Source organism: Streptomyces sp. NPDC059832 (genome assembly GCF_042731715.1).
In the GTDB taxonomy this organism is placed as follows: Bacteria; Actinomycetota; Actinomycetes; order Streptomycetales; family Streptomycetaceae; genus Streptomyces.
Window position 1 is genome coordinate 171,627 of sequence record NZ_JBHWIY010000006.1, and the last position, 12,505, is coordinate 184,131.

Consider the following 12,505-nt stretch of genomic DNA (forward strand, 5'->3'; position numbering starts at 1 on the left):
GCCTGCCATCCCGGACCGACAGCCGATACCCGGAGTCAGCCCTTCAGGGCCTCGCGGACCACGTCGGCGACCCGGCAGCGGCTCTGCCGGTCACCGGTGACCCAGCCGTGCGCGGTCGTCAGGGAGCGCGCGTAGCAGGCCCCGGTGTCGGTGGTGCCCCGGTACGTCTCGGACGACGCGCCGTCGGCGGCCCGGACGGCGCCGTTCTCGCGGGCGAGGCTTCCGGTCGAGTCCACGGTGTCGTCCGTGACCGCGTCCGTGCGCCAGTGGTGCGCGGAGCCCGTCCTGGACGTGTCGAGGAGCACGCGGCGCTGGGTGACGGCGGCGTTCAGCTCGTAGTTGTTGTAGTCGCCGTAGAGCGGGGTGTCCATGTCGACGTCGATGGGGTAGGACCAGGCGTGCCGCCGGGCCTCGGTGTGCCCGCCGGTCCTGGTCGTCACCGTGGTCGCGCCGTGGTCGCGCTGGTGCATCGTCTGCTGCTGGCCGGTCCTGGAGACCGTGTCCTCGTTGGTGTACGAGAAGTTCTGCTCGACGGTGGTGGTGACCCGGCCCTTCGAGGTCCGGACGTAGCCCGAGATCTTCCAGGAGCGCCCGGTCGACACGGCGACATGGGTGGAGCCGTCGCCGCGCGGGGTCTGGACGGTCTTCACCACGGGCTCGTCGGTGAGCGTGTCGACGGTGACCCTGCCGCTCGTACGGGCCGCGTGCGCGTCCGTGCGGAGGAAGAGCGAACCGTCGACGATCCAGCTGTCGGCCGCGCCGTACGGGGTGATGCCGATGGCGTGCGGTTCGCCGTCGGCCAGTTCACCGGCGAAGGGGGTGAGGTCGATGTCGTACGCCTCGGTCCTGAACTGGTCGATGGCCGGGACGGGCCGCCACAGGGTCGGCACGATGCCGCCGGAGTAGACCACCGGGTACGGCTGGGCGAGACCCGCGGGCCGCCCGTCCACGGTGATCTGCACCTCGCGGTAGGGGCCGCCGCCGCAGAGGTAGTCCGGGGCGGTGGCGGCGAGGTCGCTGGGGACCGCGTCGAACCACTGCTCGTCGCAGCCGCCGCCGCGGGCGTACACCTGAAGGCGCGCGGCGGTCAGATTGCGCGGGAAGGTGACGTCGGTGCTGGTGGAACCGCCCTTGCCGACGCTCATCCAGGGGGCGCCGGTGGACCCGGTGTCGCCGAGGGGGACGATCCGGTCGGCCGTCGGTGCGGCCGGGTGGCGCTTGTCGGCCCGGTAGTACGTGATCGTCAGCTTGACCTTGTACACACCGGTGTACGTGTCGTTGACCACGTTACCGAGGTCCAGCTGGAGCTTCTGCGGGTCCTTGAGGAGCGGCGCGAAGTCGGTGATGTCCTTGGCGACGTGCCAGGCGATGCCGTCCTCGTCGGGCTCGGCGGTGCTGGTGCGGAAGATCTCCGCGCCGCCGACGAACACCGCGGCGAGACGGTCGTACTGACGCCCCTTCACGCTGGCCGACCAGTCGAGGACGACCTTGTTCCAGGGGCCCTTGCACTTGTCGGGCGGGGTGAGCGTGGTGGTGTACGGCGGCCCGCCGAGGGTGTTGCCGAAGTCGTGCTCGACGGCCGTCACCGCGCAGTGCCCGGTGTCGGGACGGGAGACCGGCGGCAGCGCGTCGACCGGGTCCTGGTAGTCGACGGCCGGATTGGATCCTGGCTTCGGGGCGGTGCCCGCGTTCGCCGGGGCGACGAGCGCGCCGCCGGCCAGGGCGATCGAGGCCGAGGCCACGGAGATCCTGCGCAGGACGCGGACCCATCTGTGTCGGGACATGTACTTCCTTCGGGAAACGAGTCGGTGATCCCGATTCAGTGATCCGGAATCGGTGATCCAAAAGATGTACAGTGCACCAATTTCGGCCGCCGTCCAAGGGGCCGCCCGCATACCGGACACTCCGCACGCCCCGCGGGCCCCGCTACTGACGGATCGTCGACTTCAGCGGTACGGAGGGGTCGGCGGCCCGCGCCGGATCGAGCCGCGCCCCCGCCTCGATGAGCTTGCGCCCCTGCGCCAGATCGCGCGGCCGGCCGACGGCGAGAACCGCGACCAGCACGCCCTCGCGCAGCCAGCACACCGACCAGGCGGCTTCGGCCGGATCGCCGCGCCACAGCAGGGTGTCGGCGCTCCCGTGGTGGCCCGCGTACTGCACGAACCGGTCGAACTGCTCGGACCAGAAGTACGGCACGGGGTCGTAGGTCATCGGCGCCGGGCCGTCGGCGGCGGCTGCCCCGATGATGTTGGCGGCGGCGGTGCGCGGGCCCTGGAGCGCGTTGTCCCAGTGGTGGACGAGCAGGCGTTCGCCGTACCGGGCGGAGGGGAACGAGGCGCAGTCGCCGACCGCGTACACATCGGGCAGCGAGGTGCGCAGCGCCCCGTCGGCGGTCACCGATCCGTCGGGGCCGAGCGCGATGCCGGAGCCGGCCAGCCAGCCGGTGGCGGGCCGGGCGCCGATTCCGACGACGACCGCTCCGGCCGGGACCGTACGGCCGTCCGCGAGGACCACCCGGCCCGGCTCGATGCGGGCGACCCGGGCTCCGGTGAGGAGTTCGGCGCCGCTCTCCGCGTACCAGGCGGCCATCGGGGCCGCGACCTCCGCGGGCAGCGCGCCCGCGAGGGGGCGGTCGGCGGCCTCGACGACGGTGACCGCGCAGCCCGCGGCACGGGCCGCGGTGGCGAACTCGGCACCGATCCAGCCCGCGCCGACGACCACGACGCCGTGCTGCTCGTCGAGGACCGGCCGCAGGCGTGCCGCGTCGTCGAGGGTGCGCAGCAGATGGACGCCGGGGACGCCCTCGGACCCGGGCAGGACGACCGGTTCGGCACCGGTCGCGATCACCAGGACGTCGTAGGGAACGGGTCCCGACAGGGTGTCCAGCTCATGCGCCGCGGGCCGCACACCGGTGACGTCGCGGCCCAGTCGCAGATCGATCTCCAGCGCCTCGAAGTCGATGTCGAAGGCGGAGTCCTCGGCCTTGCCGAGGAGCACCGCCTTGGACAGCGGAGGCCGGTCGTAGGGCTGATGCGGTTCGGCGCCGATCAGGGTGACGGGGCCGGTGAAGCCCTGCTCCCGTAGGGCCACCGCGGTCTGCACCCCGGCCATGCCCGCACCGACGATGACGACGCGGCGTCCCGCCCGCCGTTCCGGCTGCTCCGACTGCTGCTGCTCGCTCACCTGTACACCTTAAGCACCTGATAGATCGTCAGGAAAGGGTGCGTTCTCCGACCGCGCTCGTCCCACCGCCCTCCTGCGACTCCCACGGGGAGGAGGTCGGGGGTGCCGCCGGTCCGGGTGCCGACCCGGCCGGCCACCGGTGACAGGGCGAATCCGCCGGGCGAACGGGCCACGGCGGCCGCTCCCTTACCGGGCCGGGGGGGGACGGGGTTTAGGGTGGCCGACGTAAAGCACTCGCGGGAGCCCGGACGCACCGGGCTGAGAGGGAGGCTGGGCGGCCTCCGACCGTACGAACCTGATCCGGGTCATGCCGGCGAAGGGAGGGGCTGGAAGCCCATGCGTTCTTCTCGGAACGGAAACGGATCCGATGTCCTGGTCATCGGGGGCGGGATCATCGGCCTGGTGATCGCCTGGCGGGCCGCGCAACGCGGACTGCGCACCGCGGTCGCCGACCCCGAACCGGGTGGCGGGGCCGCCCGGGTGGCGGCCGGCATGCTGGCCGCCGTCACCGAACTCCACTACGGCGAACAGCTCCTGCTGGGCCTCAACGTCGCCTCCGCCGCCCGCTATCCGGCCTTCGCGGCCGAGCTGGAGGCGGCGAGCGGGCAGGAAACCGGCTTCCGCGCCTGCGGCACCCTGGCCGTCGCGCTGGACTCCGACGACCGCGCCCATCTGCGGGACCTGCACGCCCTGCAGCGGCGTTCGGGCCTGGAGTCGGAGTGGCTCACCGGCCGTGAGTGCCGCCGGCTGGAGCCTATGCTCGCGCCGGGCGTCCGCGGCGGTCTGCGGGTCGACGGCGACCACCAGATCGATCCCCGCCGGCTGGCCGCCGCCCTGCTGACCGCCTGCGAGCGGGCCGGGGTGGTCTTCCACCGCGGCTGGGTGGAGCGCCTGAGCGTGGTGGGCGACCGGGCCGCCGGAGCGGTGCTCGCCGCGGGCACGGAGCTCGCGGCCGACCAGGTCGTGCTCGCCGCGGGCAGCCTCAGCGGCCGGCTGCCGGGGCTGCCGGACGAGGTCGTGCCGCCGGTCCGGCCGGTGAAGGGCCAGGTGCTGCGGCTGACCGTGCCGGCCCCGTACGCACCGTTCCTGAGCCGGACGGTACGGGCCGTGGTCCGGGGCAGCCATGTCTATCTGGTGCCGCGCGAGAACGGCGAACTGGTCGTCGGCGCCACCAGCGAGGAGCTGGGCTGGGACACCACCGTCACCGCGGGCGGCGTCTATGAGCTGCTGCGGGACGCCCACGAGCTGGTACCCGGCATCACCGAGCTGCCGCTCACCGAGACCCTGGCCGGCCTGCGCCCCGCCTCCCCCGACAACGCCCCGCTGCTCGGCCCCACCGCCCTGCCCGGCCTCCACCTCGCCACCGGCCACCACCGCAACGGGGTGCTGCTCACCCCCATCACCGGTGACGTCATGGCGGAGCTCCTCACCGGCGGCGAGCCGCCCGAGCCGGCCCGCCCCTTCACCCCGCGCCGTTTCCCGTCCGCCGCCGCCCCCGTACGTCAGGAGCAGCCCGCATGACCGCCGAGCCCGTACCCCCCGCCGTGTCCGTGTCCGTGAACGGCGAGGTGCGGCTCCTCGCCGCGGGCACCACCCTGGACACCCTGGTCGCCACCCTGACCGCCGCGCGCTCCGGCGTCGCGGCCGCCGTCAACGAGACCGTCGTACCGCGCGGCCAGTGGTCCGCCGCCGCACTCCGCGACGGGGACCGCGTCGAGGTCCTGACCGCGGTCCAGGGAGGCTGACCATGCCGGACGACCTCTTCACCCTCGGCGACACCACGTTCGGCTCCCGGCTGATCATGGGCACGGGCGGGGCGCCGAGCCTCGATGTGCTGGAGCGCTCCCTGACCGCGTCCGGCACCGAGCTGACCACCGTCGCGATGCGCCGCCTCGACCCGACCGTGCAGGGCTCGGTGCTCTCCGTCCTGCGACGGCTCTCCATCCGCGTCCTGCCCAACACGGCGGGCTGCTTCACCGCGGGCGAGGCCGTGCTGACCGCCCGGCTGGCCCGCGAGGCGCTCGGCACCGACTGGATCAAGCTGGAGGTGGTGGCCGACGAGCGGACCCTGCTGCCCGACCCGATCGAGCTGCTGGACGCCGCGGAGATCCTGGTGGACGACGGCTTCACCGTGCTGCCGTACACCAATGACGACCCGGTGCTGGCCCGCAGGCTCCAGGACGTGGGGTGCGCGGCGGTCATGCCGCTCGGCTCCCCCATCGGCTCCGGGCTCGGCATCCGCAATCCGCACAACTTCCAGCTGATCGTCGAGCAGGCCCGGGTGCCGGTGATCCTCGACGCGGGCGCCGGGACGGCCTCCGACGCGGCGCTCGCGATGGAGCTGGGGTGCGCGGCGGTGATGCTGGCGTCCGCGGTGACCCGGGCCCAGGAACCCGAGCTGATGGCCACGGCGATGCGGCACGCGGTGGCGGGCGGGCGGCTGGCGTACCGGGCCGGCCGGATTCCGCGCCGCCACTTCGCCGAGGCCTCGTCGCCGGTGGAGGGGCGCGCGGTGCTGGACCCGGAGCGCCCGGCCTTCTGAGCCGCCGGTACGGCGGACAGCGCATGTTCCTGTCACGGCTCGGCTGCAGTACGGCCCCGGGAGTGCCCCGGCCCGTGGGCCGTGTCCGTGGCGGCTCGTAGACTCACCTGCGTGGATACGACCCTCCAGGACCCTCTTGTCGGGCAGCTGCTCGACGGCCGCTACCGCGTCGATGCCCGCATCGCCGTGGGCGGCATGGCCACGGTCTACCGGGCCGTGGACACCCGGCTCGACCGGGTGCTCGCCCTCAAGGTGATGCACCCGGCGCTGGCGACCGACGTCTCGTTCGTCGAGCGCTTCATCCGCGAGGCCAAGTCCGTGGCCCGGCTCGCGCACCCCAACGTGGTCGCGGTCTTCGACCAGGGCGCCCAGGGGCAGTACGTCTACCTGGCCATGGAGTACGTCGCGGGCTGCACCCTGCGCGACGTGCTGCGTGATCGCGGCGCGCTTCAGCCGAGGGCCGCACTGGACATCCTGGAGCCGGTCCTCGCCGCCCTCGGCGCGGCGCACCGGGCGGGCTTCGTGCACCGCGACATGAAGCCGGAGAACGTCCTGATAGGGGACGACGGCCGGGTCAAGGTCGCCGACTTCGGACTCGTACGGGCGGTGGGCACCGTCACCAACACCACCGGGTCCGTCCTGGGCACGGTCTCCTACCTCGCCCCCGAGCAGATAGAGAACGGCACGGCGGACACCCGCACCGATGTGTACGCCTGCGGCGTCGTCCTGTACGAAATGCTGACCGGGTCCAAGCCGCACGGCGGCGACACCCCCGCCCAGGTCATCTACCAGCACCTCAACGAGGCCGTCCCACCGCCGTCGGCCGCCGTCCCGGGGCTTCCGGCGGAGCTCGACGGCCTGGTGGCGAGCGCCACCGCCCGCGACCCCGAGGTCCGCCCGTTCGACGCGGTGGCGCTGCTCGCCGAGACCCGTGAGGCCCGCTCCGGCCTCACCGACGCCCAGCTGGACGCCGTACCGCCGCAGGCCACCGCCGAGGTGCACGACGCCGCCGAGGACCGCACCAGCGTGATCCCGCGACTGCTCCCGGCCGACCAGGGCGTCTCGCACCACACCAGCCGGCTGGAAATGCCCCCGCCGGAGCCGCCGCGGACCGCGTCGCAGGGCCGGCGCCGCCCCGCACCGCGGCGCTCCGTCATAGCCGCGGTCGTCGCCGTACTGCTGGCGCTGGGGATCGGTACCGGTGTCTGGTACATCAACTCCGGGCAGTTCACCCGGGTGCCCCCGCTGCTCGGCCAGACCGAGAAGAACGCCGAGCAGCGGCTCTCGGACGCCGGTCTGGACCTCAAGGGCGTCAAGCGGGCCTACAGCGACACGGTGCAGCGCGGCAAGGTCATCAGCAGCGACCCGGATTCCGGCGCCCGTGTCAGGGGCAATGACGCGGTGACGCTCGTCGTCTCGCGCGGTCCCGAGATCGTGAAGGTGCCCGATGTCCAGGACCTCTCGCTCGCCGACGCCAGGCGTGAGCTGAAGAAGGCCGGTCTGGTGCCCGGCATGGTCACCAAGGAGTTCAGCGAGGAGACGGCACAGGGCGACGTGATCCGTACGGACCCCGTGGTGGACACCGAGCGCCACCCGGACTCGGCGGTCGCCCTCTTCGTCAGCAAGGGCGCTCCGGTGGACGTCCCCGATGTCACCGGGCTGTCCGTCGAGGACGCCACCGCCGCGCTGGAGGACGAGGGGCTGAAGGCAAAGGTGCTGCCCGACCGGGTCGATTCCGCCGAGGACGCGGGCGACGTCGCCCGGCAGTCGCCGGGCGAGGGCACCGAGGCCGCCGAGGGCGACACCGTCGAGCTCACGGTCTCCGACGGGCCGCGCATGATCGACGTCCCCGACGTCACCGGCAAGGATGTCGACGAAGCCACGAGCGCACTGAAGGACGCGGGCTTCGAGGTCAAGGTCGACCGCCCGTTCCTGTCCTTCAGCGACACCGTCGCGAGTCAGTCCGTCGACGGCGGCAAGCAGGCCCCCGAAGGCAGCACCATCACCATCAAGACCAAGGGACTCTAGATCCACATGCGCAACCCAGTCGGCGGCCATGTTCCGGTGGCCGGCGGCCTCGCCAAGGTCGGCCTCCCCTACGCCCGCGGGATGGGGGCGGAGGCCGTCCAGGTCTTCGTCGCCAACCCGCGCGGCTGGGCGACCCCCGCCGGCAACCCGGCCCAGGACGAGCGGTTCCGTGCCGAGTGCGCCGCCGAATCCATACCGGCGTACGTCCACGCCCCGTACCTGATCAACTTCGGATCGCACACCGAGGCGACCGTCGAGAAGTCCGTGGATTCGCTGCGCCACTCGCTGCGCCGCGCCCGCGAGATCGGCGCCCTGGGCGTCGTGGTGCACACCGGATCGGCGACCGGCGGCCGGCCGCGCGAGCAGGCCCTCGCGCAGGTACGCACGCACATGCGGCCGCTCCTGGACGAGCTGACGCATGACGACGACCCGTATCTGTTGCTGGAGTCGACCGCCGGGCAGGGGTTCTCGCTCTGCTCGCGCACGTGGGACTTCGGCCCGTACTTCGACGCCCTCGACGCCCACCCCAAGCTCGGCATCTGCCTCGACACCTGCCACATCTACGCGGCGGGCCACGATCTGACCGGCCCGGCGGGCATGCGGCAGACGCTGGATCTGCTGGTGGCGACGGTCGGCGAGGGCCGGCTGAAACTGATCCACGCCAATGACTCCAAGGACGTGGTGGGAGCCCACAAGGACCGGCACGAGAACATCGGCGCCGGGCACATCGGCGAGGAACCGTTCCGTGAGCTGTTCTCGCATCCGGCGACCGCGGGCGTGCCGCTGATCATCGAGACGCCGGGCGGCAAGGAAGGCCACGCGGCGGACGTGGCCCGGCTGAAGGGGCTGCGCGACACCTGATTCCCCATTGAGGAATACCCCATGGGGGTATACGGTTCTTGCTGTCGGCAGGAACCGCTACTCGGCATCGGGGGATCGCCATGCAGCACGACACACACCAGGGGCAGCACAGCCACCACGCGGACCATGCAACCCATTCAGGCCACGCGGACCACACGGCCCACTCGGGCCATGCAGATCACGCGGGTCACTCGGATCATGCCGGTCACTCAGGCCACGGCGACCACGCCGGGCACGCCGGCCATCACCCCGGCAAGGTGGACTGGGCCATGGCCGCTCGGGCCACGCTGCACTGCCTCACCGGCTGCGCCGTCGGCGAGATCCTCGGCATGGTGATCGGCACGGCGCTCGGCTGGGGCAACATGGCGACGATGGTGCTCGCCATCGTCCTGGCGTTCCTCTTCGGCTACACGCTCACCCTGCGCTCGATCCTGAAGGCGGGCGTCGACTTCCGCACCGCCCTGCGGGTCGCCTTCGCCGCCGACACCCTGTCCATCGCGGTGATGGAGCTGATCGACAACGGCGTGATCGCGCTGTGGCCGGGCGCCATGGACGCCACCCTCTCCGACGCGCTGTTCTGGGGCGCGCTCGCGCTCTCGCTCGCCGTCGCCTTCGTCGTCACCACACCGGTCAACAAGTGGATGATCGGCCGGGGCAAGGGGCACGCGGTGGTGCACCAGTACCACCACTGAGGAACGGGCCGGGCCGGCCCGGAGCCATCAGGTCAGAGCTCGGGGCCGTCCCCGGGCTCCTCCTGGTAGGAGTACCGCTGCTCGCTCCACGGGTCACCGATGTTGTGATAGCCGCGCTCCTCCCAGAAGCCGCGGCGGTCGGCCGTCATGTACTCGACGCCCCGGACCCACTTGGGCCCCTTCCAGGCGTAGAGATGCGGCACGACGAGGCGGAGCGGAAATCCGTGCTCGGCGGTGAGCAGTTCACCGCCCTTGTGAGTGGCGAAAAGTGTTCGGTCCGAGGCGAAGTCGGAGAGCCTCAGGTTGGAGCTGAATCCGTACTCGGCCCAGACCATCACATGGGTGACGTTCGGCGCGGGCGGCGCGAGTTCCAGCACCGTGCGGGCCAGGACTCCGCCCCATTCGGCACCGATCATGCTGAATTTCGTGACGCAGTGCAGGTCGGCGACGACCGAGGCGAACGGCAGCACCGAGAACTCCTGGTGGTTCCAGCAGTGCTTCTCGCCGTCGGCGGTGGCCCCGAAGACCCGGAACTCCCAGCGGTCCGGCTTGAACTTGGGCACGGGCCCGTAGTGGGTAACCGGCCAACCACGCTGGAGTCGCTGTCCCGGCGGAAGCTCGGACTGCTCTGACGCGCGCTGTTCCCGGCTTTCCGGCTGACCCATGACTCCATGGTGACAGACAGGCAGGGGTGGTCCTGACCAGGGCAGGGGGCAATCCGGACAACTCGCAGTAAGTCTGTACTTACTGGACGGCCATCGGGTGCGATGACAGGATGCGGCCAACTTGCCCAGTTCACCGGTTGGAAGGAGCCTCTGCGATGCAGGGCGACCCCGAGGTCCTTGAGTTCCTGAACGAGCAGCTGACCGCAGAATTGACTGCCATCAATCAGTACTTCCTGCACGCGAAGATGCAGGACAACTTCGGCTGGACGAAGCTCGCGAAGTACACCCGCTCCGAGTCGTTCGACGAGATGAAGCACGCCGAGATCCTCACGGACCGCATCCTCTTCCTCGACGGACTGCCCAACTACCAGCGGCTGTTCCATGTACGGGTGGGCCAGACCGTCACCGAGATGTTCCAGGCCGACCGCCAGGTCGAGGTGGAGGCGATCGACCGCCTCAAGCGCGGGATCGAGCTGATGCGCGGCAAGGGCGACATCACGTCCGCGAACATCTTCGAGTCGATCCTGGCGGACGAGGAGCACCACATCGACTACCTCGACACCCAGCTGGAACTGGTCGAGAAGCTCGGCGAGCCGCTGTACATCGCCCAGCTGATCGAGCAGCCGGACAGCTAGGATTTCTCGTTTGGATCAGGCCGCGTCGGGGAGCGGGATTCCCGGCGCCACGCCCGGGGCGATGCCGGGAGCGATGCCCGGCTCCGTCCCGGATCCGGCGCCCGTGGTGGTCTCGTCGGCGGTGCCGGGGGTCCGCTTCCGGTCGAGCAGTTCGCGGCGCGGGCAGGCGCCACGGCCGAGCACGGCCTGGATGGCCCGGACACAGCCGCCGCAGTCGGTACCCGCCTTGCAGGCCGAGGCTATCTGCCGGGGTGTACACGCCCCGGCGTCCGCATGCTCCTTGACCTGCTTCTCCGTGATGCCGAAGCACGAGCAGACGTACACGCGGTTCACCTCCCGGCGGGATCGGTCGTCGTTGGCTGCCACCCCGTCTATCGGTGAGGCTAACCTAACCTTACCCGGCGCCGGAAGGCGTTGAAAGCCCCCGAACGCCCTGTGGGGCACGGATCACATCGATCCGTGCCCCACAGTCGTACGCGCGCCACCTGCGGTGACGCCTACTGGTCCCGGTACATCTCGGCGACCAGGAACGCCAGGTCGAGGGACTGGCTGCGGTTGAGCCGCGGGTCGCAGGCCGTCTCGTAGCGCTGGTGCAGATCGTCCACGAAGATCTCGTGTCCGCCACCGACGCACTCGGTGACGTCGTCACCGGTGAGCTCGACATGGATGCCGCCCGGGTGCGTGCCGAGGCCCTTGTGCACCTCGAAGAAGCCCTTGACCTCGTCCAGGACGTCGTCGAAGCGGCGGGTCTTGTGGCCGGAGGCGGCCTCGAAGGTGTTGCCGTGCATCGGGTCGGTCACCCACGCCACGGTGGCGCCGGATGCGGTGACCTTCTCGACCAGGGCCGGGAGCTTGTCGCGGACCTTGTCGGCGCCCATCCGGACGATGAAGGTCAGCCGGCCGGGCTCGCGCTCGGGGTCGAGGCGATCGATGTAGCCGAGCGCCTCGTCGACCGTGGTCGTCGGGCCGAGCTTGATCCCGATGGGGTTGCGGATCTTCGAGGCGAACTCGATGTGCGCGCCGTCCATCTGGCGGGTGCGCTCACCGATCCAGACCATGTGGCCGGAGGTGTCGTACAGCTCGCCGGTGCGCGAGTCGGTGCGGGTCAGCGCCGACTCGTAGTCCAGCAGCAGGCCCTCGTGCGAGGAGTAGAACTCGACCGCCTTGAACTCGGCCGGGTCCGTGCCGCACGCCTTCATGAAGTTCAGCGCGTTGTCGATCTCGCGGGCGAGCGCCTCGTAGCGCTGGCCGGACGGGGACGACTTCACGAAGTCCTGGTTCCAGGCGTGCACCTGGCGCAGGTCGGCGTAACCGCCGGTGGTGAAGGCGCGGACCAGGTTCAGCGTGGAAGCGGATGCGTGGTACATCTGCTTCAGCCGGTCCGGGTCCGGGACGCGGTCCTTCTCGGTGAAGGCGAAGCCGTTGACGGAGTCGCCGCGGTAGGTCGGCAGGGTGACGCCGTCGCGGGTCTCGGTCGGCTTGGAGCGCGGCTTGGAGTACTGCCCGGCGATCCGGCCCACCTTGACGACGGGCACGGAGGCCGCGTACGTCAGGACGGCGCTCATCTGGAGCAGCGTCTTCAGCTTGGCCCGGATGTGGTCGGCCGACACGGCGTCGAAGGCCTCGGCGCAGTCACCGCCCTGCAGCAGGAACGCCTCGCCCTTGGCGACGGCTCCCATGCGGGCGCGCAGCTGGTCGCACTCGCCCGCGAAGACGAGGGGCGGATACGACGCGAGGTCCGCGAGTACATCGCGCAGAGCCTCGGCATCGGGGTACTCGGGCTGCTGCGCCGCGGGAAGGTCTCGCCAGGTGTTGCCACCGGCGACGGAGGTATTGGCGTTCACGGTCACAACCTCAACACTACGGGTTCCGGCGGTGCGTCCATCCGCGAGCTCAATA

At 71.3% G+C, this 12,505-nt stretch carries 12 protein-coding genes and 1 riboswitch; of the genes, 7 read left to right on the top strand and 5 right to left on the bottom strand.

The window, feature by feature from the left end; translation table 11 throughout:
• Nucleotides 1-35: 35 nt before the first annotated feature.
• Together ACFV8T_RS13060 and ACFV8T_RS13065 are read right to left on the bottom strand one after the other, a co-directional pair.
• Nucleotides 36-1,784 carry a peptide-N4-asparagine amidase gene (locus ACFV8T_RS13060; RefSeq protein ID WP_385327032.1) on the bottom strand — a complete coding sequence of 583 codons (1,749 nt, stop codon included), beginning with the start codon at nucleotides 1,782-1,784 and terminating at the stop codon, nucleotides 36-38.
• Between the two features lie 142 nt (nucleotides 1,785-1,926).
• Nucleotides 1,927-3,183 (bottom strand): NAD(P)/FAD-dependent oxidoreductase, encoded by a 1,257-nt coding sequence (locus ACFV8T_RS13065; protein ID WP_385327034.1) that lies wholly within the window; start codon nucleotides 3,181-3,183, stop codon nucleotides 1,927-1,929.
• Between the two features lie 226 nt (nucleotides 3,184-3,409).
• Nucleotides 3,410-3,522, top strand: a riboswitch (TPP riboswitch).
• Here ACFV8T_RS13065 and thiO point away from each other — a divergent pair.
• From thiO to ACFV8T_RS13095, 6 genes are all read left to right on the top strand, one after another.
• Nucleotides 3,520-4,704: a glycine oxidase ThiO gene (gene thiO, locus ACFV8T_RS13070; RefSeq protein WP_385327036.1), complete on the top strand. Its 1,185-nt coding sequence runs from the start codon at nucleotides 3,520-3,522 to the stop codon at nucleotides 4,702-4,704. (Overlaps the previous riboswitch by 3 nt.)
• On the top strand, nucleotides 4,701-4,928 hold the full coding sequence (gene thiS / locus ACFV8T_RS13075; protein WP_385327037.1) for a sulfur carrier protein ThiS: 228 nt from the start codon (nucleotides 4,701-4,703) through the stop codon (nucleotides 4,926-4,928). The genes thiO and thiS overlap by 4 nt, the downstream gene beginning before the upstream one ends.
• 2 nt (nucleotides 4,929-4,930) lie before the next feature.
• Entirely contained in the window at nucleotides 4,931-5,725 is a 795-nt protein-coding gene (locus ACFV8T_RS13080) for a thiazole synthase (RefSeq protein WP_385327038.1), read from the top strand.
• A gap of 111 nt (nucleotides 5,726-5,836) precedes the next feature.
• On the top strand, nucleotides 5,837-7,753 hold the full coding sequence (gene pknB, locus ACFV8T_RS13085) for a Stk1 family PASTA domain-containing Ser/Thr kinase (protein ID WP_385327040.1): 1,917 nt from the start codon (nucleotides 5,837-5,839) through the stop codon (nucleotides 7,751-7,753).
• 6 nt (nucleotides 7,754-7,759) lie between these two features.
• Nucleotides 7,760-8,614, top strand: a complete 855-nt coding sequence (locus ACFV8T_RS13090) for a deoxyribonuclease IV (RefSeq protein ID WP_385327041.1) — start codon at nucleotides 7,760-7,762, stop codon at nucleotides 8,612-8,614.
• A gap of 80 nt (nucleotides 8,615-8,694) precedes the next feature.
• The gene (locus tag ACFV8T_RS13095) at nucleotides 8,695-9,306 is read left to right on the top strand and encodes a DUF4396 domain-containing protein (protein ID WP_385327043.1); all 612 of its coding nucleotides are present in this window, start codon (nucleotides 8,695-8,697) and stop codon (nucleotides 9,304-9,306) included.
• Between the two features lie 32 nt (nucleotides 9,307-9,338).
• On the opposite strand, the gene ACFV8T_RS13100 is transcribed toward ACFV8T_RS13095, so the two are convergent.
• Nucleotides 9,339-9,971 (bottom strand): sulfite oxidase-like oxidoreductase, encoded by a 633-nt coding sequence (locus ACFV8T_RS13100; protein ID WP_384761022.1) that lies wholly within the window; start codon nucleotides 9,969-9,971, stop codon nucleotides 9,339-9,341.
• Between the two features lie 155 nt (nucleotides 9,972-10,126).
• Between ACFV8T_RS13100 and bfr the strand changes: the two genes are divergently transcribed.
• Nucleotides 10,127-10,606, top strand: a complete 480-nt coding sequence (gene bfr / locus ACFV8T_RS13105) for a bacterioferritin (RefSeq protein ID WP_124718145.1) — start codon at nucleotides 10,127-10,129, stop codon at nucleotides 10,604-10,606.
• Between the two features lie 15 nt (nucleotides 10,607-10,621).
• On the opposite strand, the gene ACFV8T_RS13110 is transcribed toward bfr, so the two are convergent.
• Together ACFV8T_RS13110 and ACFV8T_RS13115 are read right to left on the bottom strand one after the other, a co-directional pair.
• Entirely contained in the window at nucleotides 10,622-10,930 is a 309-nt protein-coding gene (locus tag ACFV8T_RS13110) for a bacterioferritin-associated ferredoxin (RefSeq protein ID WP_385327045.1), read from the bottom strand.
• A 173-nt stretch (nucleotides 10,931-11,103) separates the two neighbouring features.
• The gene (locus ACFV8T_RS13115) at nucleotides 11,104-12,450 is read right to left on the bottom strand and encodes a class II 3-deoxy-7-phosphoheptulonate synthase (protein ID WP_266420370.1); all 1,347 of its coding nucleotides are present in this window, start codon (nucleotides 12,448-12,450) and stop codon (nucleotides 11,104-11,106) included.
• Nucleotides 12,451-12,505: the final 55 nt, after the last annotated feature.

Excerpts from the sequence above, each read along its gene's own strand:
- ACFV8T_RS13100 (WP_384761022.1), bottom strand. The coding sequence starts at position 9,971 with ATGGGTCAGCCGGAAAGCCGGGAACAGCGCGCGTCAGAGCAGTCCGAG.
- bfr (WP_124718145.1), top strand. The coding sequence starts at position 10,127 with ATGCAGGGCGACCCCGAGGTCCTTGAGTTCCTGAACGAGCAGCTGACC.
- ACFV8T_RS13080 (WP_385327038.1), top strand. The coding sequence starts at position 4,931 with ATGCCGGACGACCTCTTCACCCTCGGCGACACCACGTTCGGCTCCCGG.
- ACFV8T_RS13090 (WP_385327041.1), top strand. The coding sequence starts at position 7,760 with ATGCGCAACCCAGTCGGCGGCCATGTTCCGGTGGCCGGCGGCCTCGCC.
- ACFV8T_RS13060 (WP_385327032.1), bottom strand. The coding sequence starts at position 1,784 with ATGTCCCGACACAGATGGGTCCGCGTCCTGCGCAGGATCTCCGTGGCC.
- ACFV8T_RS13095 (WP_385327043.1), top strand. The coding sequence starts at position 8,695 with ATGCAGCACGACACACACCAGGGGCAGCACAGCCACCACGCGGACCAT.
- thiS (WP_385327037.1), top strand. The coding sequence starts at position 4,701 with ATGACCGCCGAGCCCGTACCCCCCGCCGTGTCCGTGTCCGTGAACGGC.
- thiO (WP_385327036.1), top strand. The coding sequence starts at position 3,520 with ATGCGTTCTTCTCGGAACGGAAACGGATCCGATGTCCTGGTCATCGGG.